The organism is Planosporangium spinosum, from assembly GCF_049999945.1.
Taxonomy (GTDB): Bacteria; Actinomycetota; Actinomycetes; order Mycobacteriales; family Micromonosporaceae; genus Planosporangium; species Planosporangium spinosum.
On sequence record NZ_JBLYUB010000001.1, the window covers coordinates 110,268 to 132,148 of the forward strand.

General features: G+C 72.0%; 26 protein-coding genes and 1 pseudogene. 13 read left to right on the forward strand and 14 right to left on the reverse strand.

Annotated elements, in window-relative coordinates:
- Nucleotides 1-13: 13 nt before the first annotated feature.
- From ACNTMW_RS00475 to ACNTMW_RS00485, 3 genes are read left to right on the forward strand one after another with little or no spacing between them, the layout of a single operon-like run.
- Nucleotides 14-1,345 carry a cytochrome P450 gene (locus tag ACNTMW_RS00475; protein ID WP_426631270.1) on the forward strand — a complete coding sequence of 444 codons (1,332 nt, stop codon included), beginning with the start codon at nucleotides 14-16 and terminating at the stop codon, nucleotides 1,343-1,345.
- 36 nt (nucleotides 1,346-1,381) lie between these two features.
- Nucleotides 1,382-1,666 carry a DUF427 domain-containing protein gene (locus ACNTMW_RS00480; protein ID WP_426631271.1) on the forward strand — a complete coding sequence of 95 codons (285 nt, stop codon included), beginning with the start codon at nucleotides 1,382-1,384 and terminating at the stop codon, nucleotides 1,664-1,666.
- A 12-nt stretch (nucleotides 1,667-1,678) separates the two neighbouring features.
- Entirely contained in the window at nucleotides 1,679-2,491 is an 813-nt protein-coding gene (locus ACNTMW_RS00485) for an aminoglycoside 3'-phosphotransferase (protein ID WP_426631272.1), read from the forward strand.
- A gap of 69 nt (nucleotides 2,492-2,560) precedes the next feature.
- Here the strand turns inward: ACNTMW_RS00485 and ACNTMW_RS00490 are convergent, their stop codons facing one another.
- Entirely contained in the window at nucleotides 2,561-3,319 is a 759-nt protein-coding gene (locus ACNTMW_RS00490; RefSeq protein ID WP_426631273.1) for an SAM-dependent methyltransferase, read from the reverse strand.
- 165 nt (nucleotides 3,320-3,484) lie between these two features.
- Here ACNTMW_RS00490 and ACNTMW_RS00495 point away from each other — a divergent pair, with 165 nt between their 5' ends.
- Complete coding sequence (locus tag ACNTMW_RS00495) at nucleotides 3,485-4,939, forward strand: alpha/beta hydrolase (protein ID WP_426631274.1); 1,455 nt, start codon at nucleotides 3,485-3,487, stop codon at nucleotides 4,937-4,939.
- A 92-nt stretch (nucleotides 4,940-5,031) separates the two neighbouring features.
- On the opposite strand, the gene ACNTMW_RS00500 is transcribed toward ACNTMW_RS00495, so the two are convergent.
- From ACNTMW_RS00500 to ACNTMW_RS00510, 3 genes are read right to left on the reverse strand one after another with little or no spacing between them, the layout of a single operon-like run.
- Complete coding sequence (locus ACNTMW_RS00500; RefSeq protein ID WP_426631275.1) at nucleotides 5,032-5,232, reverse strand: hypothetical protein; 201 nt, start codon at nucleotides 5,230-5,232, stop codon at nucleotides 5,032-5,034.
- Nucleotides 5,229-5,459, reverse strand: a complete 231-nt coding sequence (locus tag ACNTMW_RS00505) for a hypothetical protein (RefSeq protein WP_426631276.1) — start codon at nucleotides 5,457-5,459, stop codon at nucleotides 5,229-5,231. Before ACNTMW_RS00505 ends, ACNTMW_RS00500 begins: the two co-directional genes overlap by 4 nt.
- Complete coding sequence (locus ACNTMW_RS00510) at nucleotides 5,456-5,623, reverse strand: hypothetical protein (RefSeq protein ID WP_426631277.1); 168 nt, start codon at nucleotides 5,621-5,623, stop codon at nucleotides 5,456-5,458. Before ACNTMW_RS00510 ends, ACNTMW_RS00505 begins: the two co-directional genes overlap by 4 nt.
- Nucleotides 5,624-5,747: 124 nt before the next feature.
- On the opposite strand from ACNTMW_RS00510, the gene ACNTMW_RS00515 reads away from it, so the two are divergent.
- From ACNTMW_RS00515 to ACNTMW_RS00535, 5 genes and pseudogenes are all read left to right on the forward strand, one after another.
- Nucleotides 5,748-7,328 (forward strand): helix-turn-helix domain-containing protein, encoded by a 1,581-nt coding sequence (locus ACNTMW_RS00515; RefSeq protein ID WP_426631278.1) that lies wholly within the window; start codon nucleotides 5,748-5,750, stop codon nucleotides 7,326-7,328.
- Nucleotides 7,325-7,855, forward strand: a complete 531-nt coding sequence (locus ACNTMW_RS00520; RefSeq protein ID WP_426631279.1) for an NUDIX domain-containing protein — start codon at nucleotides 7,325-7,327, stop codon at nucleotides 7,853-7,855. The genes ACNTMW_RS00515 and ACNTMW_RS00520 overlap by 4 nt, the downstream gene beginning before the upstream one ends.
- 37 nt (nucleotides 7,856-7,892) lie before the next feature.
- Nucleotides 7,893-8,714: a GntR family transcriptional regulator gene (locus ACNTMW_RS00525; RefSeq protein WP_426631714.1), complete on the forward strand. Its 822-nt coding sequence runs from the start codon at nucleotides 7,893-7,895 to the stop codon at nucleotides 8,712-8,714.
- 14 nt (nucleotides 8,715-8,728) lie between these two features.
- Nucleotides 8,729-8,830, forward strand: a pseudogene (locus tag ACNTMW_RS00530) (serine/threonine-protein phosphatase); the annotation flags it as partial.
- Between the two features lie 251 nt (nucleotides 8,831-9,081).
- A complete protein-coding gene (locus ACNTMW_RS00535; RefSeq protein WP_426631280.1) occupies nucleotides 9,082-9,567 on the forward strand; it encodes an NUDIX hydrolase in 486 nt (161 codons plus the stop codon).
- 169 nt (nucleotides 9,568-9,736) lie between these two features.
- Here ACNTMW_RS00535 and ACNTMW_RS00540 read toward each other — a convergent pair whose 3' ends face one another.
- The 4 genes from ACNTMW_RS00540 to ACNTMW_RS00555 form a co-directional block, all read right to left on the reverse strand.
- Nucleotides 9,737-9,970, reverse strand: a complete 234-nt coding sequence (locus ACNTMW_RS00540) for a hypothetical protein (protein ID WP_426631281.1) — start codon at nucleotides 9,968-9,970, stop codon at nucleotides 9,737-9,739.
- Between the two features lie 7 nt (nucleotides 9,971-9,977).
- On the reverse strand, nucleotides 9,978-10,556 hold the full coding sequence (gene pcaG, locus ACNTMW_RS00545; RefSeq protein WP_426631282.1) for a protocatechuate 3,4-dioxygenase subunit alpha: 579 nt from the start codon (nucleotides 10,554-10,556) through the stop codon (nucleotides 9,978-9,980).
- Nucleotides 10,543-11,298, reverse strand: coding sequence for a protocatechuate 3,4-dioxygenase subunit beta (gene pcaH, locus ACNTMW_RS00550; protein ID WP_426631283.1), 756 nt, complete (start codon nucleotides 11,296-11,298; stop codon nucleotides 10,543-10,545). The genes pcaG and pcaH overlap by 14 nt, the downstream gene beginning before the upstream one ends.
- Before the next feature lie 225 nt (nucleotides 11,299-11,523).
- Nucleotides 11,524-11,748, reverse strand: coding sequence for a hypothetical protein (locus ACNTMW_RS00555; RefSeq protein WP_426631284.1), 225 nt, complete (start codon nucleotides 11,746-11,748; stop codon nucleotides 11,524-11,526).
- A gap of 614 nt (nucleotides 11,749-12,362) precedes the next feature.
- Here ACNTMW_RS00555 and ACNTMW_RS00560 point away from each other — a divergent pair.
- A complete protein-coding gene (locus tag ACNTMW_RS00560; RefSeq protein ID WP_426631285.1) occupies nucleotides 12,363-13,385 on the forward strand; it encodes a serine/threonine-protein kinase in 1,023 nt (340 codons plus the stop codon).
- Here ACNTMW_RS00560 and ACNTMW_RS00565 read toward each other — a convergent pair.
- A complete protein-coding gene (locus tag ACNTMW_RS00565) occupies nucleotides 13,382-14,443 on the reverse strand; it encodes a helix-turn-helix transcriptional regulator (protein ID WP_426631286.1) in 1,062 nt (353 codons plus the stop codon). The two genes, ACNTMW_RS00560 and ACNTMW_RS00565, sit on opposite strands and share 4 nt — an antisense overlap.
- Before the next feature lie 98 nt (nucleotides 14,444-14,541).
- Between ACNTMW_RS00565 and ACNTMW_RS00570 the strand changes: the two genes are divergently transcribed.
- A complete protein-coding gene (locus ACNTMW_RS00570; protein WP_426631287.1) occupies nucleotides 14,542-15,111 on the forward strand; it encodes a DinB family protein in 570 nt (189 codons plus the stop codon).
- A gap of 89 nt (nucleotides 15,112-15,200) precedes the next feature.
- A complete protein-coding gene (locus tag ACNTMW_RS00575) occupies nucleotides 15,201-15,848 on the forward strand; it encodes a phosphoribosyltransferase (protein WP_426631288.1) in 648 nt (215 codons plus the stop codon).
- Nucleotides 15,849-15,915: 67 nt separating this feature from the next.
- On the opposite strand, the gene ACNTMW_RS00580 is transcribed toward ACNTMW_RS00575, so the two are convergent.
- A complete protein-coding gene (locus ACNTMW_RS00580; protein WP_426631289.1) occupies nucleotides 15,916-17,031 on the reverse strand; it encodes a DNA glycosylase AlkZ-like family protein in 1,116 nt (371 codons plus the stop codon).
- Nucleotides 17,032-17,211: 180 nt separating this feature from the next.
- On the opposite strand from ACNTMW_RS00580, the gene ACNTMW_RS00585 reads away from it, so the two are divergent.
- Nucleotides 17,212-17,493 (forward strand): Rdx family protein, encoded by a 282-nt coding sequence (locus ACNTMW_RS00585; RefSeq protein WP_426631290.1) that lies wholly within the window; start codon nucleotides 17,212-17,214, stop codon nucleotides 17,491-17,493.
- Here ACNTMW_RS00585 and ACNTMW_RS00590 read toward each other — a convergent pair.
- The 4 genes from ACNTMW_RS00590 to ACNTMW_RS00605 form a co-directional block, all read right to left on the reverse strand.
- Complete coding sequence (locus ACNTMW_RS00590; protein ID WP_426631291.1) at nucleotides 17,475-18,377, reverse strand: diacylglycerol/lipid kinase family protein; 903 nt, start codon at nucleotides 18,375-18,377, stop codon at nucleotides 17,475-17,477. The genes ACNTMW_RS00585 and ACNTMW_RS00590 overlap by 19 nt on opposite strands.
- A gap of 224 nt (nucleotides 18,378-18,601) precedes the next feature.
- Complete coding sequence (locus ACNTMW_RS00595) at nucleotides 18,602-18,802, reverse strand: hypothetical protein (protein WP_426631292.1); 201 nt, start codon at nucleotides 18,800-18,802, stop codon at nucleotides 18,602-18,604.
- 198 nt (nucleotides 18,803-19,000) lie between these two features.
- A complete protein-coding gene (locus ACNTMW_RS00600; protein WP_426631293.1) occupies nucleotides 19,001-21,652 on the reverse strand; it encodes a putative bifunctional diguanylate cyclase/phosphodiesterase in 2,652 nt (883 codons plus the stop codon).
- Complete coding sequence (locus ACNTMW_RS00605; RefSeq protein ID WP_426631294.1) at nucleotides 21,649-21,810, reverse strand: hypothetical protein; 162 nt, start codon at nucleotides 21,808-21,810, stop codon at nucleotides 21,649-21,651. Before ACNTMW_RS00605 ends, ACNTMW_RS00600 begins: the two co-directional genes overlap by 4 nt.
- Between the last annotated feature and the right edge of the window lie 71 nt (nucleotides 21,811-21,881).

A 21,881-nucleotide genomic window follows, 5' to 3' on the forward strand; every position in this document is an offset into this window, starting at 1 on the left:
GTAGCGCCACGAGGTGAAGACGCAGGTCCGGCCCGACACGCAGCCGCTACCCGGTCTCCGACAGATCCCGACACGGACGATCCTCGACCGGACCGTCCCGCTGTTCGTCGAGGGCTACACGTTCACGACCCGGCGGTACCGGCGCTGGCGCACCCGGGCGTTCGAGACGCGACTGCTGGGCCGCCGGGCCGTCGTGATGGCCGGGCGGGACGCGGTCAGCCTGTTCTACGACGGGTCGCGGATCGAACAGGCCAGGACGGTCCCCCGGCCGATCGGCCGGACCCTGTTCGGCAAGGGCGCGCTGCACTTCCTCGGCGGCGCGGCGCACGGCCACCGCAGGGCGATGTTCCTGACGCTGACCGCCCCGGAGGCCGTCGCGGCGCTGGCCGCCGCCACCGGCCGGCGCTGGGACGCCGCCATCGACCGCTGGACCGGCGGCGGCCGGGTCGTCCTGTTCGACGAGGCCGTCCAGGTGCTCGGCTCGGCGGTGTTCGCCTGGGCCGGAATCCCGTACGAGCGCGTCGACGCCGGGCGCCGGGCGCGGGACCTGGTGACGATCGTGGACGGGTTCGGCAGCATCGGCCTGCGCCACCTGCGGGCCCGGCTGGCGCGGATCCGGTCCGACCGCTGGGCCCGCGGGCTGGTCGCCGGCGTCCGTGCCGGCCGGCTGCACCCACCGAAGGGCACCCCGCTGGACGTCGTCGCCCACTACCGGGACCTGAACGGGCGGCCCCTGGACCGGCAGGTCGCCGCGACCGAACTGCTCAACGTGCTGCGACCGACGGTCGCCGTCGCCTACTTCGTGGCGTTCGCCGCGCTGGCGATGCACACCCACCCCGACTGGCGGCAGCGACTGGCCGGCGGCGACGAGGAGGCGCTGACCGCGTTCGTCCACGAGGTCCGCCGGTACTACCCCTTCGCCCCCGCCCTCGGCGCGCGGGCCCGCCGGGAGTTCATGTGGCACGGCCACCGGTTCCCGCCGGGCCGCCTGGTACTGCTCGACATCTACGGCACCAACCACGACGCGCGCTCCTGGACGGCGCCGGACCGCTTCGACCCGTACCGGTTCCTCGGGCAGCCACCGGATCCGCTCGCCTACGTGCCGCACGGCGACGGCGATCCGATCACCAGCCACCGCTGCCCCGGGGAGGGCCTGACCACCGCGCTGCTGGTAACCGCGGTCCGGTGGCTGGCCGGACTTCGCTACGAGGTACCCCCGCAGGACCTGCGGGTACCGCTGACGCGGATGCCGACCCGACCGGCGAGTGGCTTCGTGATCACCGGGGTCCGGCGGGGCCGGGTACCGGTCGCGCCCGCCCGGACCGCCCGGCCCGCCATACGGTGATCATCAGGGTCGGCCTGGGCGGCATAGCATGGAGCCATGCCGAAAGCGGTCTGGAACGGCCTGGTCCTCGCCGACAGCGACGACACGGTGGTGGTCGAGGGCAACCACTACTTCCCCCGCGCCGCGCTGCGCGAGGACGTGCTGCGCGCCTCCGACACCCACACCGTGTGCCCATGGAAGGGCACCGCGTCGTACTACACGCTCGAGCACGACGGGGCGCGCAGCGCCGACGCGGTGTGGTACTACCCCGATCCGAAGCCGCGCGCCGAGATGGTGCGCGACCGGGTCGCCTTCTGGAAGGACGTCAAGGTCGCCGACTGACCGGAACCGGAGTTGAATCAGCCGGACCGGCTCGCCGGGCCGCCCCCGGCCGACCAGGAGGTGCCGCCGGCCGTCCGTGCCCTGGCCGACGGCCGACCCGTACGCCCGGTGTGGCGCAACCAGCTGGGCGGGCTGACGTTCGAGATCGGCACCGGCACCGGTCGGTGCTTCGCCAAGTGGGCACCGGCGGGCAGCGGCCTGGACCTCGGCCGGGAGGTGGCCCGGCTGCGCTGGGCGGCCCGGTTCGCGCCGGTGCCGCGGGTCCTCGACACCGGCCGGGACGCCACCGGCGGGTGGCTGCTCACCGCGGAACCGCCCGGCGACAGCGCGGTGGCCGCGCGCTGGAAGGCCGACCCGCGTACGGCGGTCGTCGCGATCGGGCGGGGCCTGCGCCACCTCCACGACACGCTGCCGGTCGCCGACTGCCCGTTCTCGTGGAGCACCGAGGATCAGCTCGGACGGGTACGGTCGCGTGCCACCGCCGGTACCCTCAACCCGGCGCGCTGGCACCCCGACCTCGCGGGCTGGGACGTGCCACGGGCGCTCGCCCGGCTGGCCGACGTCCGGCCGGTCGACCGGCCGGTGGTGTGCCACGGCGACAGTTGCGCCCCCAACACCCTGGTGACCGAGGACGGCACCTGGGCCGGCCACGTCGACCTGGGCACGCTCGGCGTCGCCGACCGGTGGGCGGACCTGGCCGTCGCCACCTGGAGCCTCGACTGGAACTACGGGCCCGGATGGCAGGAGGTGCTGCTCGACGCGTACGGCGTGGCGCCGGACCCGGAGCGGACCGCGTACTACCGGCTGCTGTGGGAGCTGTCGTGACCGGCTGGCGTTCCGGCCGCGGACATCAGGGTGCCCCTCAGGCGCGGCTCACCGCGACCGCGGCCCGGTTCACGGCGACGTGGCGCGCTCCACCGGCCGCACGAGCGTGAGGTAGGCGAAACCCAGCACGCCACGGTAGCCCCGCAGCCACCGCGTACGGTGTTCGTCGGCCTGGGCGCGGACCCGCTCCGCCTCCGGGTCGTCCGGGTTGTCGAGCAGCCAGCGCTCCCAGCCGAGCGCGTACCCGGACTCGAACGTGTCCCACTCCTCGTCCGACGCCTGGGACACGTCCAACGGGCGCAGGCCGTACTTCACGGCGAGGTCGACGAGGTCGGCCAGGGAGCCGAACTCGGCCGGATCGCCACCGAGCGCGGCCGTCGCCGCGTCCGTGGGGGCCTGCGTCCAGATACCCTCGCCGAACACGACGCGTCCGCCCGGGCGTACCGACCGCCGTAGCGCGTCCAGCGCCTCGGCCGTGCCGCCCCAGGCGTGGCTCGCACCGATACAGATCGCCACGTCCGCGTCCGGCGTACGCCACTCCCGCGCATCCGCGACGCGCAGGTCGACGCGGTCGGCGAGCCCGCGCGCGGCGGCGTTCTCCCGCCCGTGCGCGATCGCGGCCTCGTCGGTGTCGACGCCGGTGACGTGGACCGACGGATCCGCCGCCGCGATCCGCAGCAGCAGTTCCGCCCAGCCGCAGCCGATCTCAACGACCCGCGCGCCGGCCAGCGGCTGCACCGTCCGGATGATCCGGGCCAGCCGGGTGTCGGACAGCGGGCTGTTGAAGTCCAGGGTGGCGTACAGCGGCGTGATCCTCGATGTCGGCATGCGCGCGATTATCTCGGCGCATCACCGGACCAGCCAGGCATTTACCGCCCCGGCCGGCGTTCGTTTCTCGGGGGCGGCTCAGGGCTGTTCCCGATGCCGCCTGAGACCGGCACCGGTCCACGATAGACAAGCCTTGGGAGCTGTTCCCTCGACCGAGGAGTCGCCGTGTTACGCCGAAGCATCGCCGCCTGCCTGGCGGCCGCCCTGACCGGAGTACTGGTCACCGCCGCGTCCCCGGAAGCGTCGGCGACGGAACGTCGACGACCGGCCTTGAACTGGGGGCAGTGCCCCGACGACATCCCGAGTGCTCCGGTGGACCCGGTGGTGCGCTGTGCGTCGCTGAGACTGCCGGTGGACTGGTCCGAGCCGCACGGCGCCAGCTTCGACCTGGCGGTGGCCCACCGCCAGGCCCGCCGTTCGGACCAGCGGGTGGGCACGCTGGTGTTCGGGCCGGGCGGCCCGGGCGATTCCGGCGTGGTACGCGTCCGCAAGGCCGACCGGTTCAGCAACGAACTGCTGGACCGGTTCGACATCGTCAGCTTCGATCCCCGCGGGGTGGCGCGGAGCGGCGCGCCCCGATGCGCGCCCGACCCGGGCGTGCCCAAGCCGTCGATGCTGCTGACCAGCCAGGCCGACTTCGAGGCCACGGTGGCATATAACCGGGCACTGTGGGGGACCTGTCGTCTCACCAGCCCGGTCTTCGACCACGCCGACACCCTGAGCACCGTCTACGACCTGGACGCGCTGCGCCAGGTCCTCGGCGAGCGGCGGCTCACCTTCCACGGCAGCTCGTACGGAACGTTGCTCGGCCAGCAGTACGCCGAGCGGTTCCCCGGCCGGGTCCGGGCGATCGTGCTGGAGGGCGTGTTCGACCACAGCCTGGACGTACCCGCATTCGTCCGCACGCAGGCGCAGACGCTTCAGGACTCGTTCGACGAGTTCGTGACCTGGTGCGACGACACGACCGACTGCACCCTGCACGGCACGGACGTCCGGGCGACCTGGGCCGACGTGCTCGCCCGCGCGGACCGTGGCGAGTACGCGCCGACCACGGCATTCGAGGTGGCGGCACTACCGCTCGTCAAGCTGAGCGGGCCGAACTGGGCCGGGTTGGCGGAGGAGATCAGGAAGCTGCGTGACGGGGGCCGGCCGGACGTGACGGTTCCGCCGATGGCCTCGGCGGTCTTCTGCGCCGACTGGCCGGTGCCCGTGCGTGATTACCAGGAGTACGCCGGGCTGGTACGCCTGGCCGCGACCACCGCGCCGGACGTGCGGTACGGCGCGGGGCTGTTCGCCGTACAGGCGTGTCTCGGCTGGCCGACGCCGGTACACAATCCGCCGCACCGGCTCCACCACGTCACAGGTGGCGGCACCCCGTTGCTCCTGCTCAACGCGGTTCACGATCCACGGACCGGGTACGACTGGGCGACCAACGTCGCCACGCAACTCGGTAAGCGGGGCCGACTGGTGACCTACGAAGGGTGGGGACACGGCTCGTACCTGCGCACCGGGTGCACGATCGCCGCGGTCGACCGGTACCTGATCGATCTCGTCCTGCCCCCGCCAGGCGCCCGGTGCGCTGCGGCGAAGGCGGTACCGGTCGGCGGTATCCTGGCGTAGACGGCGGCCTACGGCGGCGCCGTCGCGCTTTGTAGATCTTGGTGAGTCGCACCCCGGTACCGGCGCCCCAAGATCTACGTCGGACGGTCAGATCACCGACCACTCTTCGGTGGCCCGGCTTCCTCGCCGTCCCGCTCGCGTAGCGCACGTTCGATCACCTGCCGTACGGCCGCCAGGGCTTCGCAGGCGACGCCGAGCACCAACGCGGTACCGGCGCAGTAGTGCATGGCCCGAAAAAAGTTCTCTTCCTCGCCGGTCAGCGCCGACGCGGTCGGACGCGGTTGCCCCGTCACCGCTGCCCTCCCCACAGTGCCCCACCGACCGCTCCCGGCGTGCGCCGCGGTAGCCGTCCGAACCGGGCGAAGGTCCGACCGGCGGCCAGTCGGCCGGCGCATGGCTCGTCCGCTCCGCAGGTACGGCAGCGTCCGCCGGGGGTACTGACGAGGTGACGGTCCAGTTCGGCCTGGGCGCGCGCCAACTGTACGAGCACGCCCGTGCTGAGGTACGTCGTGCCGGTCATCGCCGCACCCCCGGCGGGTACGCGCCCGATCCCCGGCAGCCGGGGCAGGTCAGCGTCGCGCCGCACATCGGGCACCACCGCGACTTGACCTTGAACGAGAACAACCCGGCGACAAAACCGAGCAGGCCGGAGGCAAGGGCCACCGGGACGACGGTGTACACCATCCCGTCTTCTCCTCATGAGCGATTCGGTCGTTGACGGATCGGCACCGTGCAGTCGGGCTCACCCAATCAGCCGGACCAGGTTTCCTGGTTCGGCGCTACCGTCGGTGCCGCACCTTGAGAATCGATGGCCGAGAGCGGCCCGCCCATAGCGCGTGGCGCATACGACCTATGCACGGTCGTCATCGACTCTCATGGCGATCTGGTGCAGCCCGATAGACTCCCGACATCCGGCACCATCGACGGTGGCAGGGCGGTGATCGTGACTCCGACAGGTGCAGCACACTACTGCTCTTGCGGTACCCGCCTGGCGAGCGACAACCGCACCGGTCGCTGTGGCGCATGCCGGAAGAAGGACCGACAGCGATTCCAGCGTCCGCCGCTGGTTCCGCCGGAGTTCTGGGACCACGCCGAAATCCGCCACGCCCTCGCCAGCTGCCATTTCGGCCGCGTGATCCGCGCCTACTGGTGTCATTCCTTCCACGGCATCCAACCACTCGCCCAAGAGGTCGTGGCCGGGTGGTTGGGCGTCACGCAGTCGCAGCTCAGCCGGATCGAGAACGGCGCACCCGTGCGAGACCTCGACCGACTCATCGCATGGGCGAAACTACTCGGCGTCCCCGAGCAACTGCTGTGGTTCCGGTTACCGACCAGCCATTCCCGCACCTCGGTTCACCCTGCCCCACCGCCGCGGGCGACTCTCCCCTTTCCGCCCGTAGCCGCTGCCCTCCCGAATCCTCTTCGCGGGTCCGTGGCCGTTGACGACCTGGCCGCCATGCACTCGCTGCGTACGTCCGACCGCCAGGTAGGCGGTGGACATCTGTACGCCACCGTGGCGAGCTACCTGCAGACCCGCATCGCCCCCCGACTGTTCGGTGAGAACACCGACAGTGATGAGCACCGCGTATTCGCTGCCGCCGCCAGCTTCACCGAAATGGCTGGCTGGATGGCACACGACGCCGGCCGTGACACACTGGCCGAACAGCACTTCCGGCGAGCGCTGGGTATGACATCGCTCGGCCAGGATCACCAACTCGGTGCCCACGTTCTCGCCAGCCTGGCTCACTTGGCAAACCACCAGAAGCGACCACAGAGGGCCATCGCCTATGCCCAGGACGGTCACGCCAGGCTGGCGACCGGGCGACCGCATCCCGGGGTAGAAGCGCAACTCCTGGCCATGCAGGCTCGCGGCCACGCCGGTATGCGTGATCACGATCGCTGTGAGGAACAGCTTCGCCGCGCCGAACGCACGCTTGCCTGCTCCTCCACGGATGTTTCTTCACCTTGGGTCAGCACCTTCGACGAGGCATCGCTGGCGACCGAGGCAGCCCGCTGCTTCCGGCAACTTGGTCGTCTGGGCGCCGCTCGACAGCAAGCCGAACAGGTCGTCTCGCTGCGCTCGATGGACCGGACCCGGAGCCGGGCCTTCGCCCAGTTGATGCTGGCTTCGATCCTGATTGCCGAGGGTAAACCTGACGAGGCGTGTGCCCTCGCCCACGGCACGCTCGACGCGACCCGCTCCCTTGGCTCCCACCTCGTACTGCGGCAATTCGAACAGCTTCACCGGCTCCTGAGACCGTATCGCCGCAGTCGCGAGATAGCCGGTTTTCTGAGCCAACTCACGGTGGAGTTGCACGAACGGCGATGGGTGTCGCGGTGGCTACCGACGACTGAACCGGCCGTCCCACCGGGTACGGGTACGCCGTGAGCGCTGACCTTCCGCTTCACCGACGTGATCCACAAGCCTGGCAGGCACATCTCGCCGAGGGAAACCGCATCCAACCGCGCAAGCGGGCCGGCGCGGACGTGCTGTTCCGCGACAACGCCGACCGCATCCTGTTAGTCGATCCCAGTTACAAGCCTGATTGGGATCTTCCTGGCGGAATGGCCGAGGCGAACGAGCCACCGCTCGATGCCGCCAGACGTGAGGTACGGGAGGAACTCGGGATCGAGTACACCGGCGGTCGGCTTCTGGTCGTCGACTGGGTCGCACCGCATGGGCCGTGGGACGACAGCCTGATGTTCGTTTTCGACGGTGGCGTCCTCCAGGACGAGGATCGGGCCAGGATTTCGCTGCGGGACGGGGAGTTGGCGGAGTTCCGGTTCGTGCCGCTGGACGAGGCGGGACTGCTGCTACGGCCCTACGTGCGGCGAAGGGTGGAAGCCGCCGTACGCGCAGTCCGGGAGGCGGCCACGGCCTACTTGCACGACGGTCTGGCGATCCACGAGGGTTGACCCGGGTCACGTTCGGGAAGAGAGGCACGCAGTGGCAGTGCACTCGCGTTACCTGGACATCGCCTCGAAGATCCGCGCCCGGATCGAGAACGGCGAGTGGGAGCCAGGTGCCAGACTTCCCACTTTGGACTCTTTCGCGGCGGAGTACGGCGCGAACCGCGACACCGTCAGCCGCGCCATCGGAGCCCTGGAGCAGCAGGGGTTCGTCTGGGCGGTGCAGGGGCGAGGGATCACCGTCCGGCACGGCACGATGCGGCCACGTCGGCCGCGGGGCAACCTGGTGAAGCGGAACGCCACCGCCCCCGGTTACTCCTTCCCCTCGGCGTCCAGCCAGGAGGTATGGAAGCACCACATCCCGCCGACCGCGTCCCCCGAATCCTTGAACGATCCGCGAATCGCCAAGCTGCTCGGCATCCCGGCGGGCACGACGGTGGTGCGTCGCTTCCGGGTCACCGGACCCGAGTCGGAGCCGCCCTTCCAGATCAACATCTCGTGGATCCACCCGCGCGTAGCTGACATCCCCGGAGTGACCTCCCAGGCTCCCGGACCGGGAGACTGGCTGTACCGGATCGAACGCGCCGGCCACTGGCCCATCAGTTGGATGGAGTTCCACCGGGCACGGATGCCCACCAAGGACGAGCCCGCCCTCCTGGAGATCCCCACCAGCCTGCCCGTGTTGGAGATCGTACGGGTGGGCACGTCAGGCGGCGACGGCAAACCGGTCGAGGTGACCGAGTACATCGTGGCCAGCGACCGGGTCGAAACCGTCCACATTCTGCACCGCGACGAGTCCGCACAGGATCCCTGGCCCAACGACACCGAGACGCCCGACGACCACGAAGCGGCAGGTGAACCGTGACCTCGACCCTCAGCGTGGAAGCCGTCGGCCGCACTTACACCGGGCTCGTACGCCGACGCAACGAGGACTCGATGTACGTAGGCCGGTCGCTGTTCGCGGTCGCCGACGGGCTCGGCGGCCCGGACAACGTCACCGTGATCGTCATCGACGTACGCGCCCGTTAAGTCTCGTCGCCCTCGACCCGACCGACGTCGAGTGCAAACTCACCCCACGTACCCGGTCTCCGCTGTAGAGGTACCACGTGTCCGAACGCGGAGGCGCTCGCCACCTCCACCGTTCAACTGCCGGTGCATCCCGGCACGTCGGACGCAGCCGTAGGGTGGGTGACCGACCGCGTCACCGCCCTCGCCCGCGCAGGAGAAGCCGTATGACCGGGATCCGCCACTTCACCGCCTCCGCGATCGTCTTCGACGACCGGGATCGGGTGCTGTTGGTACACCACAACAAGATCGGCCGGTGGCTGTACCCCGGCGGGCATATCGACGCCAACGAGGACCCGGCCCAGGCCGCGCAGCGCGAGGTACTCGAAGAGACCGGCATCCGCACCGAGGTGATCAGCAATGCGCTGTTCGCCCATCCGGCCGTCACCACCCACGCCGCGCCCTACACGATCATCGAGATGGACGTCGCCGACGCTTCCGTCGGTCCTCACCGCCACATCGACCTCGTCTACGTGCTGCGCGCCATGTCCGGCGACCTGGCCGCCCAACGTGACGAGGTCGCCGACGCCCGGTGGGTGCCGCTCGCCGAGCTCACCGAACTGGACACACCGGCGGAGCTGCCCGCCCTTGTCACTGCGGCAGTCTCGTGGGCAAAGGTGCGTACCCCGCCCGCTCTCCCCGCTGGCTTCTGATCATGGACAGTCCTGCTGCCCGCACGTCCGCGCTCTCTGTACGAGGTGATGGAGCCGGGGCTCCGTCCACACGTTCACCGTTCTGCTGGACGGGACGAGCTTATCCGACTGGGCGCTGCAGAAGGTCCGCGCCGGCGAGCAGGGACACGAGTACGTGGAACGTCGGCTGCTAGCGATGGGCGCCTGGCCGCTGCGCGCTGGCGTCAGCGGCGCAGCACGGTTGCCTGACGCGTTCGACGACGTCGGCGCGGTGCGGCTGCGGCACCCGGGCAACCTGCGGTATGCCACGGCGGTGCGTGTCGGCGAGGTCGGCGAGCCGGTCGGCCACGCAGCACGCCGCGATCGCCCCGGCCGCGTCCACCTCGGGCCGGCCGAACATCGGCGCGAACAGCGACCCGGACATCGGGGCGTCAGACGTCGAAGAAGACGGTCTCATTCTCACCCTGCAGCCGGATCTCGACGTGGTACCCGTCGTCGGTCGCCTCGGCCACCAGGGTGGCCCGCCGGTCGGCCGGTACCGCCTCCAGGACCGGGTCGACGGCGTTGGCCTCCGCCTCGTCGGGGAAGTACAGCCGGGTGACGACCCGGTTGACCAGGCCCCGGGCGAAGACCGAGACGTCGAGGTGCGGCGCCTCGGTCCGGCCGTCCGGGGTCGGCAGCGGCCCGGGCTTGACCGTCACGATGCGGAACCGGCCGTCGGCGTCGGTGTTGCAGCGGCCGAACCCGCGGAACCCCGGCACCGTCGACGCTCGCGCGCCGCGCGGGTCGGCGGGATGGTCGAAGCGCCCGTCCGGGTCGGCCTGCCAGGTCTCGACGAGCCCGTCGGTGACCGGCTGGCCCGCCCCGTCGTACACCCGGCCGGTGACGACGATCGCGCCGGGCGTGCCCTCGGGCACCACGTACGGACCGTCCGGCCAGGTCAGGCCGATGGCCAGGTACGGGCCGACGGTCTGCGACGGGGTCACGCCGAGCGGTTCACTCGTCGTCATCGTGCGGGTCCTCCATGGGGGTCGCGTCCGTGCCGCACAGCACGATGTCGAACTGGTACGCCAGCGCCCACTCCGGCTGCGTCGCGTCCAGGTCGAAGCGCGAGATGAGCCGGTCACGGGCCTTCTCGTCGCGCACCATGATGAGCATCGGGTCGTACGGGTGCAGCGGGTCGTCCGGGAAGTACATCTGCGTGACCAGGCGCTGCGTGAACGCCCGGCCGAACAGCGAGAAGTGGATGTGCGCCGGCCGCCAGGCGTTGCGGTGGTTGCGCCACGGGTACGCGCCGGGCCGGATCGTGGTGAACCGGTAGCGGCCCTGCTCGTCGGTGGCGGTGCGGCCCACCCCGGTGAAGTTGGGGTCGACCGGCGCCGGCCAGGTGTCGACCGCGTGGCGGTACCGGCCGGCCGCGTTGGCCTGCCAGATCTCCAGCAGCGTGTCGGGGACCGGCCGGCCGTCGCTGTCGAGGACCCGCCCGTGGACGATGATGCGCTGCCCGAGCGGCTCGCCCAGGTGCTGGCGGGTGAGGTCGCTGTCGGCCTCGGTGACCCGGCCCGGCCCGAGCAGCGGACCGGTCACCTCGGTGAGGTTGTGCGGCAGCAGGACCAGCGGCTGCGACGGGGCGCGCAGCACCGTCGAGCCGTACTCGGGACTCTGCAGCGCCGGGTGCACGCCGACCGGGCGGGTGTAGCGCGGCAGCCGCAGGGCGCCGCCGTCGCCGGTGACGGTCAGGGAGTCGGTCACAGTGCCTCCTTACGCTTCCAGACGCTTCCAGGGCAACGACCAGGCCCTGACCGACGCCGATGCAGCTGGCCGCGAGCCCGAGCCTCCGCCGCGCCGGTGCATTTCCCAGGCGAGCGAGCCTGGAATGCGCGCACCTGCGCAGCCCAGGGGGGTGCCCGATCGCGATCGCCCCGCCGTACCGGCCGATCGGGGTGCGGACGGCGTCGAGGACGTACCCGTCGCGGGTCATCGGGCGGCTCCCGTGGCCGCACCGCCCTTGGGCTCGAGGCGCCGGCCGCCCTTGGTCTCCTCCAGGCGGCGCAGTACCGCCGACTCCTCGTCCGTGGGCGCCTCGGTGGTGCGCGGGTCGGCGGCAAACGGAATGATGTGCGTGAAGCCCTCCAGCGCGACGGTATCGCCGTCGCGCACGAGGTCGGACACGGCCTGGGCGAGCGGTACGATCTCGGCCATCCATGGCACTCCGTGGGTCGCGAAACCATTTCCGGGTCTGGCTCTCGTCTCCGAGCGGTCGCCTGTCCGCCGGGCCGGTCGCCGAGGTTCGTTCAGAGTTCCGTTGTTCGGATAACGAACTATCGTTCCCCAGTCGAACGGTACGGACACGGCGGTTGTCCGTCAACGCCGCCACGAGCCGTCCGTCGCCGGTCGGCGGTGCCACCCGCAGCCAGTCCTGGACCAGGAGGGCTTTCCGCGGCTTCGCCCCATGGAACCGCCCGGATCACGACAAGAGATCGGTGGCGGACCTCCGAGGAGCACAGCAAGCGGGTCGGCGGCGCGGCGACACCCGGCCCGACGATCCGTTGACGACCGATGCGACATCCCCGCGTTCGCGAAAAGCACAGTCGTTCGTATAGCGCACGTCGCCGGTGTGTCGGCCCGATGCCCGCGCCGACCGGCGCCAAGGGCCTCAACCTGGCCGTCGCCGACGTGGCCGTACTCGCCGAGGCGCTGGTCCGCGACGGCCGGATCCGGTCACGCGGTCGTGAACCCGGCGGCCGGACGGGGCCGTTTGTCCGTTCCGTAGGTGGGGTACACGGCGGGGCGAGGGCGACGGCAAGGAGCGGCACGTGCGGGTACTGGGCGGGCGATACCGGCTCGAACAGTGCATCGGCGTCGGCGGGATGTCGGAGGTGTGGCGCGGGTACGACGAGGTGCTCGCGCGCCCCGTCGCGGTGAAGCTGCTGGCCCCCCACGAACCGACCGGCCCGGACGCCGAGGAGCGTGCCCGCACCGAGGCCCGCGCCGCCGCCCAGCTGGTACACCCCAACGTGGCCGGCGTCTTCGACTTCGGGATGGCGGCCGTCGCGCCGGACCGGCAGGCGCCCTACATCGTGATGGAACTCGTCGACGGCGCGACCCTGGCCGAACACCTCGCCGCCGGGCCGATGGACTGGGACATCGCCGTCCGGATCTGCGCCGAGATCAGCGCGGCGCTCGCGGCGGCGCACGGCCACGACATCGTCCATCGCGACATCAAACCGGCCAACATCATGCTCACCCCGTCCGGCGCGAAGGTCCTCGACTTCGGCATCGCAACCGCGACCGGCCAGTGCGACCCGCAGCCCGCGGGCACCGTGCTCGGTACGCCCGCCTACCTCGCTCCGGAGCGGATCGGCGGCCGGCCCGCGACCCCGGCCACGGACATGTACTCCGTCGGTGTCCTGCTGTACGAGTGCCTCACCGGCCGGCTGCCCTGGCCGCGCCGCACCCCGACCCAGCTGCTGGAGGCGAGCCACCACACCCCGCCCGCACCGCTCCCGCCCATCGACGGGCTCGCCCCCGAAGCGGCGGAGCTGTGCCGAAGCTGCCTGAACGAGGGTCCGGAGGAGCGCCCCACCAGCCTGGTCGCCGCGCTCGTACTGGCCGAGGCGGTCGACGCCCGCGTGTACGTGCCGCCGGTCGGTCTGCCGGCGCCGCCCCGGCCGCCGGTCGCGTCCGGTGGCTCGGCCGGTAGCGGCGAACACATCGGCCGGCACCGCGCCGGGCCGCACCCGGCGGAGGACCGGAGCCCGGCGGTGGACCGGAGCTCGCCGGGAGACTGGAGGTGGCACCCCACCGAGGCGTCCCGGCCCGGTGGCGGCCGCCGCTAAGCCGTTTCTTTCGGTTCAGCCGTCCGTTGGTGGGGCTCTGCCCGCAGACCCAGGCCCCTCGCAGGCATCTTCCTCCGGTCCGCACGATGGTCCGAAGGAGAGCCCTGTGCCCGGCTGAACCTGGCACCCCACTCGTGGAGCTGGTCAAGCAGTTCGGGCGGGTCGAGGACGCGGAAGTCGGCGCCGAGCACGCCCAGCGCCATGGTCGGCCAGTCCAGGGAGTCGGTGAGCATGTGCACCCGGCAGTGCGCGGAGTCCACCTCCTCGACCGTGCTCCACCGGCCGATCCGTTCGCGCACGGTCGCGGCCGGCGCGTCGACCAGGACCTCGACACGGTACGGGCGGGGCAGGTTGTCCAGGCCGGCGCGGACGAACTCGGCCGCGTCGGCGGCGGGCAGGTCGCGGGGGCGGAACCGGGCGCCGGTACCCTGCGGCGCGGTGAGCCGGTCGATTCGGAAGCTGCGCCAGTCGTGCCGGGTGAGGTCGTACGCGACCAGATACCAGCGGCGACCGAGACAGACCAACCGATGCGGTTCGACGTGCCGGTCGGTGTGCCGGCCGTCGGCGGCGGTGTAGGAGAAGCGGACCTGTTCGCTGTCCCGGCAGGCCAGCGCCACCGCGGTGAGCACGCCCGGGTCGACGCGCGCCGTGATCGGGCCGCCCCAGCCGGCGGGTACGGTCATCGCGCGCAGCGCCTCGACCCGCCGCCGCAGCCGGGTGGGCATCACCTGCACCACCTTGGCCAGCACCCGGACCGAGGACTCGGCGATACCCTCCACCTCGCTCTGCGTGGCGGCCTGCAGCCCCACGGCCAGAGCGACGGCCTCCTCGTCGTCGATCATCAGCGGCGGCAGCGCCGTTCCCGGGGCAAGCTGGTAGCCGCCGTCGACGCCGCGCTGGGCCTCGACCGGATAGCCCAGCTCACGCAGTCGGTCGATGTCGCGGCGCAGGGTGCGGACCGACACTCCCAGCCGCTCGGCCAGTTCGGTGCCCGGCCAGTACCGGTGGGTCTGGAGCAGGGACAGCAGCCGCAGCGTCCGGGTGCTGGTATTCGCCATGGCTTCAGATTCTTCCGGAATTCAGGCCGAAAGGTGACCGCTATGGCTCCTAGCGTGGTCCTCGGCCGACGGCACAGGGGCCACGGAAGGCGGAGACCATGAACGAGATCACGACCATCGACAAGACGACCGACCACGACCCGGCCGGCGCGCCGACCGCGACCGGCGAGCGCGCCGACCTGCTGGAGATGCTGGCCAAGCACCGGCACTTCCTGCGCTTCACCACCCGCGACCTCACCGACGAGGAGGCCGGGCGGCGGACCACCGCCAGCGAGCTGTGCCTGGGTGGCCTGGTCAAGCACGTCACCACGGTCGAGCGGCTCTGGGTGGACTTCATCCTGGAGGGCCCATCGGCGATCGGTGACGTCACCGCCATGACCGAGGCTGACTGGGCCCGGCGCGCCGACGAGTTCCGGCTGCTGCCCGGGGAGACGCTCGCCGGTGTGCTGGCCGCCTACGCCGAGGTGGCCCGCCGGACCGACGAGCTGGTCGCCACCCTGCCCGACCTGGACGCCACCCACCCACTGCCGAAGGCCCCGTGGTTCGAGCCCAGCGCACGGTGGTCGGCCCGCCGGGTGCTGATGCACATCATCGCCGAAACCGCCCAGCACGCCGGCCACGCCGACATCATCCGCGAGTCCCTGGACGGCGCCAAGAGCATGGGCTGACCAGCGGCACCGCCGTCCCGGCGCTCGTAGGGCCGCCGTCCCGGCGCTCGTAGGGTGGTAAGGGACGGCTGACGACCGGAGGGACCGACATGCCGTTCAGTGACCGCGTCGATGCGGGGCGGCGACTGGCGTCCGCGCTGGCGCACCTGCACGGTGCCGACACCGTCGTACTGGGCCTGCCGCGCGGCGGCGTACCGGTGGCGTTCGAGGTCGCCCGCGCCCTCGATGCCCCGCTGGACGTGATCGTCGTGCGCAAGATCGGTGTGCCGTGGCAGCCGGAGCTCGCCATGGGCGCGGTCGGCGAGGGCGGCGCGGTGATCGTCAACCCGGCGGTGGTCCAGGCAGCCCGGGTCGAGGCGGCGGAGTTCGGCTCCGCGGCGGCCGACGCCCGCGCCGAACTCGACCGGCGGGTCGAACGGTTGCGAGGCGGCCGGCACCGCGCCGACCTGCACGGCAGGACCGCGGTCGTGATCGACGACGGCATCGCCACCGGGGCCACCGCCCGGGTCGCCTGCCAGGTCGCCCGCGAACAGGGCGCCGCCCGGGTCGTCCTGGCCGTACCGGTGGGACCGCCGCACGCCGTCGAGGCGATGTCCGACGTCGCCGACGAGGTGGTGTGCGTCGAGCAGCCGTACGGGTTCCAGGCGGTCGGCCAGTACTACGACAACTTCGACGCCACCACCGACGCGGACGTGACGGCCCTGCTCGACCGGGCCGCCCGGGTGCACCGGCCCTGACCGGGTCGGCCGCCAGGACCCGGGCGCGCCGGTGACGGCCGGTGGTGACCGCCCGGTCCGGGGGGCGTCATCGACCGGGCAGCGTGAGGTCCAACCGGAGCCAGTGGGCCAGATCCTTGATCTCACTCTCCACCGCGGCGGCCACGGTCGGGTCGAAGGCGACGTCCTCGTGGATCGCGTCGACCCGGAGCACGCCGGCCGTGCGGTCGGCGGTGGCGTCGAGCTTGCCCACCAGCCGGTCGCCGTACAGGATCGGCAGCGCGAAGTACCCCCATCGACGCTTGGCGGCCGGCTTGTACATCTCCAGCTGGTAGTCGTACTCGAAGAGCTCGACGGTGCGCCTGCGATCGTGAATGAGCCGGTCGAAGGGTGACAGCAACGCCGCACGTCCCGAGAACGGCTGGCCCAACTGGGATGGATCGACCCGCCACGTACCCTTGACGCCCTCGATCACAGCCGGCTCGCCGGCCTCGCCCACGTCCACCGGCTCGACCGGGGATTCCGGCCCCCGGGCGCGGGCGATGCCCAGGGCGCGCAGCCGCCGCGCGTTACGGATCCGCAGCGCCTCGCCGGCGGGGACCACCGGATCGTCGGGGTAGACCCGGCTCGCCAGGTCCCACAGCCGCTCGCTGCCGCTGCGCCCCGCGACGGCGACCTCGCCGCGCAGCACCATGAACTCCAGCATCCGGATGACGTTGCGGTTGTTGGTCCAGCCGGTCGACGCCCACGGCACCGGGCAGGTGTCCGGAAGCTCGCGGGACGGCAGCGGCCCCGAAGAACGGAGCCGATCGAGGATGTCCAGCCGGCACGCGTCGTTGGCACGCACCCAGTTGCGCCAGCCCGGCCGCCAGCCGATCAGATGTCCGCGCGCGGTCGCCCCGTCCCAGGCGGCCATGTCCGCGCGGTACAGCGCGAGGTCCTCGCTGGGCCGGATCATCGCCCGCAGCTCCAGCAGCGTCCGATCCTCCAGCGCGGCGTCCAGATCGGCCGGCGAGTACGACGACCCGAGGCGGCTCCATGCCACGAGGTCGGCGTTCGGGGCGATGGCCGCAGTCGGGTCGAGCTGCAACAGCGTCAGGTGGCGCACCACGTCGAGCAGGCCGGCCGGCCGCGTGCTGTCCAACAGTTGCGCGCGCACGGCGATGCGGCGCGCGTCGAGGCGGGAGAGCTCGTGGACGGTCACCGTTCGAGGTTAGGCCATGGCCGCATCGGCAACCCGCGATGAGAGCCGGGCCGGGAACCGGACCGGCCGGTGCGTGCACGCCCCGCGCCACCACGAACGTGCGGGATTGCTGCCCACGGACCGGCGGATACGGCTCGCCCCGTCCCGACATGCCACGCGGAACCGGGCATACTCGTGGCCGTGACGACGAGGCAGCCGCGGTTGGAGATCGAGTACTGCACGCAGTGCCGCTGGCTTCTCCGCGCCGCATGGACGGCGCAGGAACTGCTCACCACGTTCCAACTCCGACTCGGAGAGGTCGCGCTCGTACCGGCGACCGGTGGCGTGTTCGACATCAGGCTCGACGGTGAGACGATCTGGTCGCGCAAGGCGAGCGGCTTCCCCGATCTCGCCGAGCTGAAGCGGCTGGTGCGGGACCGTATCGCACCCGGGCTCGACCTCGGTCACTCCGACAACCGCTGATCGGCGGCCGGATCCGGCACGCACACGGCGACGGCACCGGCGACGATCCGGGCCTTGAGCCGCTTGGTCGTACCCCTCGCACCGCCGTCCAGCTCGTACGTGGTGGGCCGGCGCAGCTTCACGTCGACCGACCTGGCCCGGGTGATCCGTACGAACGGCGACCGGTCGGAGCGGCCCAGGGTCATCCGGCCCAGCGTGCGGGCCCACTGCAGCGGGCTCTCCGCGGTGGCGACGCCGACCTCGAGCCAGCCGTCGTCGAGCCGTGCGTCGTCGAAGGCGCGGATACCACCGGTGATGGTGCCGACGTTGCCCAGCAGCACGCAGCTGGCCCTGCCGTCGAACCAGCGGTTACCGTCCACCCTGATCCTCACCGCCGCCGCGTCGTCGCGGACGTGCTTCAACGCCGTCCACACGTACGCCAGCCGCCCGGCCCTGTCCTTCATCGAGCGGCTGGCGTCGCGGATCAGCTCGCCGTCGAAACCGGCGCCCGCCATGACCGCGAAATGCTCGCCGTTGAGCCGGCCCAGGTCGAGCCGGCGGCGTCGGCCGTGGAACCCGATGCGCACCGCTGCCGGCAGGTCGCGCGGGATGCCGAGGTTTCCGGCGAGCATGTTGGCCGTACCCGCCGGCAGGATCGCGACCGCGACGTCCGAGCCGGCCAGCGCGTCCATGCAGCGCTGGACCATGCCGTCCCCGCCCCACACGAAGACCAGTTCGGCCCCTTCCTTGAGCGCCCGCCGGGCCTTCTTCGGCGCCTTCCTGCTCTTGGAGACCTCGTACCAGCCGAGGTCGTCGACGCCTTCCTCGGTGATCAGCCGGCGTAGCTCGTCGAGCCCGCCACCGAAGGTCTTCTTCCGGTGCGCGACCACGGCGACCCTGCTCACGACCATGCTCCACCCCTCGCGTCCGACCGTCCGGTTCGGACAGCGATGGGGGTACCCGACGAGCCGGCTCTCCAATCCATGCCCGTCGTCGTCGTGGGTCGCGTGCGGTTGGCCGGTAAACGCCCGACGGTCTGACCACCGGGCGTCCGCCCTGCCGACCCGGCGCTCAGTGGTCGAACGTCGCCCGGGCGATGCGCACCGCAGTGCCGGCTGCCCGACGACGGCTACTCGGCGACGACCTCACCCGGCGTGGCCCGGACCCGCGTACCGTCGAGCAGGACCACCTCGACCCGGCCGTCGTCGCCGAGCGGACCCACCCCGTAGACCGGCTTGCCGACCAGCGCGCTGAGCCGGTGCCCGGGCTGCTGCGCCAGGTTCGGCCGAAACACCCACGCCACCTCGGTCGGCCGCCTCGACTCACCCATGACTACCTCCGCTCGTGCTCCGGTCGGCGCCCCCGGGAGTCGCGCCCGTGCCGACCCTAGGAGCCCCGTCCGCGACTGGCGGCGCCGACGCGCCGGGACGGCCTACCGCGCACCCTCAGGGGTTACGACCATCGGTCAGCCGGAGCCAGCCGGCCGGCGCCCGTCCCGCCACACCGGCCGGACGGTGGCGCCTGGCGGTCAGTCGCCGGTCGGTCGTGCCGACGGCAGCAGCAGGGCAGCGGCCTCGTCGGCCGTCACCGGGCGCGACATCAGGTACCCCTGCCCGATCCGGCAGCCCAACTCGGACAGGATCGCGCGCTGTTCGTCGGTCTCGATACCCTCGGCGACCACCCGCAGGTCCATCGACTCCGCGATGGCCAGCACCGCCCGCACGATGCTGCGGTCGGTGGCGTTCTCCCCCAGCCCCGACACGAACGAACGGTCGATCTTCAAACCCTCGATCGGGAACCGCTTCAGATAGGCCAGGCTGCAGTACGACGTACCGAAGTCGTCGAGGGCGAAGTGCACCCCGGCGGCCCGCAGCGCCGTCGCCCACCGGGTGACGTCGTCGTGGACGTAGCTGTGTTCGGTGACCTCCAGCCACACGTCCGCCGGGTCGACTCCGGCGTCCCGGATCGCGGCGAGCAGGTCGGCCGCCGCTTCGGGCCGGCGTAGCTGGACCGGGGACACGTTCACGCTGACGCTCAGCCCGCGGCCCGGCAGCCGCCGCTGCCACGCCGCGAGCTGCCGGCAGGCCTGCGCCATCACCCACCGGCCGATACCGACGATCTCGCCGGTCTCCTCGGCGAACGGGATGAACACGTCCGGCGGGACCGGCCCGCGCTGCGGATGGTGCCACCGCAGCAGCGACTCGAAGCTGATGATCTCCCCGCCGCTGAGGTCCCAGATGGGCTGGTAATGCACCGACAGCTCGTCCCGCTCCAGCGCGTGGGCCAGCTCGGACCGCAGGTCCAGTCGGTCCCGCGACCGGCTGGACGCGGCCTCGTCGAAGACCTCGACCAGGCCGCGGCCCTTCTCCTTGGCCTGGTACATGGCGGCGTCGGCATCCCGGAGCATGTCGCTGGCCGTGGTGTGCCCGCGCACCCCGGTGACCCCGCCGACGCTGGCCGACACCTGTACCGACTCCGCGCCGAGCCGGACCGGGCGGTCCAGGGCGCGCAGCACCCGCCGGCCGACAGCACCGACGGCGGCCAGGTCGTCCACGCCGTCCAGGACGACCACGAACTCGTCACCGCCGAAGCGCGCGAGCAGGTCGGTCGGGCGCACACACGCCCGCAGCCGCTCGGCGACCTCCACCAGAAGCTGGTCTCCGGCCTCGTGGCCCAGCCGGTCGTTGACCGCCTTGAACCGGTCGAGGTCGCAGAAGAGCAGGCCGACGTCGGTCAGGTCGGCCCGGCTCAGCGCGTCGTCGAGAAACTGTCCCACCAGCGACCGGTTGGCCAGCCCGGTGAGCGGGTCGTGGGTCGCCCGCTGGCGCAGCTCCTCCTCCAGCCGCTTGCGGTCGTCCACGACCCGGGACGACACGACCAGAGCATGCTCCTCGAACCCGGCCGGCCGCAGCACGCTCTCGATCCACACCCAGCTCCCGGCGCCGTCCTGCAGCCGGCACTCGACCCTTGGCTGGCGTACCGCGTCGCGCCCCGCCCCGACGACCGCCTCCCGGTCGTCGGGGTGGACCAGGTCGAGCGCGCTGGTGCCGATCAGCGCCGCCGGGTCGTGGCAGAGCTCCCGGGCGTACGAGGGTGAGGCGTAGCGGAACGTACCGTCGGCGGCCAGGACGGCGATCAGGTCGCTGATCGAGTCGGTGATCAGCCGCAGCGACGACTCGCTGTCCGCGAGCGCCTGGTACAGCTGCGCGTTCACCATCGCGGCACCGACGTAGTTGGCGAAGACCGCACCGATCTCCACCACGTCGTCCGGGTAGGGCTGCCGGGCGTCGCGCTCGGCGAGCAGCACCGCCGCGACGGCGTCGCCGCGCATCACGGGTACGCACAGCATCGCGCGGGATCCGTCGGTCGTCTGGTACGGCTGACCGGTGGCGACCGTCTCCCAGCCCGGTACCCGCGCCACCGGGCGGGGCCAGTCCGCCGGGGCCGGGCCGCGATGCGCGCGCAGGTGCGCCACCTCGCCGTCGACGACCGCGACCGCTGCCGCTTGCGAGTAGGTGAGCTGCTCGAGCAGTTCGGCCGCCTCGGCCAGCAGCGGGTCGAGGTCGAGGTGGCGGGTCAGCCTGGGGCCGGTCTGCGCCAGCCGTTCGGTCGCGGCGCTGCGCTCGCTGGCGCGCAGTGCCAGGCACAGCCGGTCCGCAACGGAGGCGAGGACCTGTAGCTCCGCGGAGGTGAACCACTCGTCGGCGCTCCGGTAGAGCACGAGCAACTCGTCGGGGCCGGTCGACAGCGGTACCCAGGCGGCGGAGCGGACGCCGAGCGCGGCCAGCGGAGCCGGCATCCGCACCGAACGGTCGTAGCCGCCGGCGACGCTGCGCCGGCCCTCCAGCGCCTCGCGCGCGGTCCGGCTGGCGGCCCAGCCTTGCGTGTACGCCGGGTCGTCCTCGCTGAGACCGCACGCGCTGATGATCATCAGCTTGTCGCCGACCAGCCGGCCGATGCAGGTCACGCCGGCGGAGAAGACGTCCGACAGGGTGTGCAGCGTGTTCTCCACCAGGTCGCGCGGTGACGAGGGCTGGCTGATCACGGTCAGCAGCCGGATGAGGCGGGTGGTGTCCCGGTACGCCTCGTGCGCGGCAGCGGTGGCCGTCGCGAGTTGGCTTTCCAGTTCCGCGATGCGCGCCTCGGCGCGGGCACCGGTACGGTCGACAGACGCTGTCACAGTGCGATCGCCGCCATCGTCGCGTTGTGGAACCCGGCCGGCCACGCGGCGGGCTCCCGGGTGGTGAGATCGGCGAGGGCCGCCATGGCGGCGGCACGACCGGCGGTTGCGGCGTCGTCCACCGCGCTGGTACCGATGCCGGCGCGGAGTCTGGTCACAACGCCCGGATCGGCCGAATGGCGCCGTACTTGAGACAACCCACCCGGTGACCTGGGCCCAGCCTCCCTAC

Bases quoted from the DNA above. Each gene is read 5' to 3' on its own strand.
- ACNTMW_RS00480 (WP_426631271.1), top strand. From the start codon at position 1,382: ATGCCGAAAGCGGTCTGGAACGGCCTGGTCCTCGCCGACAGCGACGAC.
- ACNTMW_RS00490 (WP_426631273.1), bottom strand. From the start codon at position 3,319: ATGCCGACATCGAGGATCACGCCGCTGTACGCCACCCTGGACTTCAAC.
- ACNTMW_RS00505 (WP_426631276.1), bottom strand. From the start codon at position 5,459: ATGACCGGCACGACGTACCTCAGCACGGGCGTGCTCGTACAGTTGGCG.
- ACNTMW_RS00510 (WP_426631277.1), bottom strand. From the start codon at position 5,623: ATGGTGTACACCGTCGTCCCGGTGGCCCTTGCCTCCGGCCTGCTCGGT.
- ACNTMW_RS00515 (WP_426631278.1), top strand. From the start codon at position 5,748: ATGGCCGAGAGCGGCCCGCCCATAGCGCGTGGCGCATACGACCTATGC.
- ACNTMW_RS00535 (WP_426631280.1), top strand. From the start codon at position 9,082: ATGACCGGGATCCGCCACTTCACCGCCTCCGCGATCGTCTTCGACGAC.
- ACNTMW_RS00540 (WP_426631281.1), bottom strand. From the start codon at position 9,970: ATGTCCGGGTCGCTGTTCGCGCCGATGTTCGGCCGGCCCGAGGTGGAC.
- pcaG (WP_426631282.1), bottom strand. From the start codon at position 10,556: ATGACGACGAGTGAACCGCTCGGCGTGACCCCGTCGCAGACCGTCGGC.
- ACNTMW_RS00555 (WP_426631284.1), bottom strand. From the start codon at position 11,748: ATGGCCGAGATCGTACCGCTCGCCCAGGCCGTGTCCGACCTCGTGCGC.
- ACNTMW_RS00565 (WP_426631286.1), bottom strand. From the start codon at position 14,443: ATGGCGAATACCAGCACCCGGACGCTGCGGCTGCTGTCCCTGCTCCAG.
- ACNTMW_RS00570 (WP_426631287.1), top strand. From the start codon at position 14,542: ATGAACGAGATCACGACCATCGACAAGACGACCGACCACGACCCGGCC.
- ACNTMW_RS00575 (WP_426631288.1), top strand. From the start codon at position 15,201: ATGCCGTTCAGTGACCGCGTCGATGCGGGGCGGCGACTGGCGTCCGCG.
- ACNTMW_RS00595 (WP_426631292.1), bottom strand. From the start codon at position 18,802: ATGGGTGAGTCGAGGCGGCCGACCGAGGTGGCGTGGGTGTTTCGGCCG.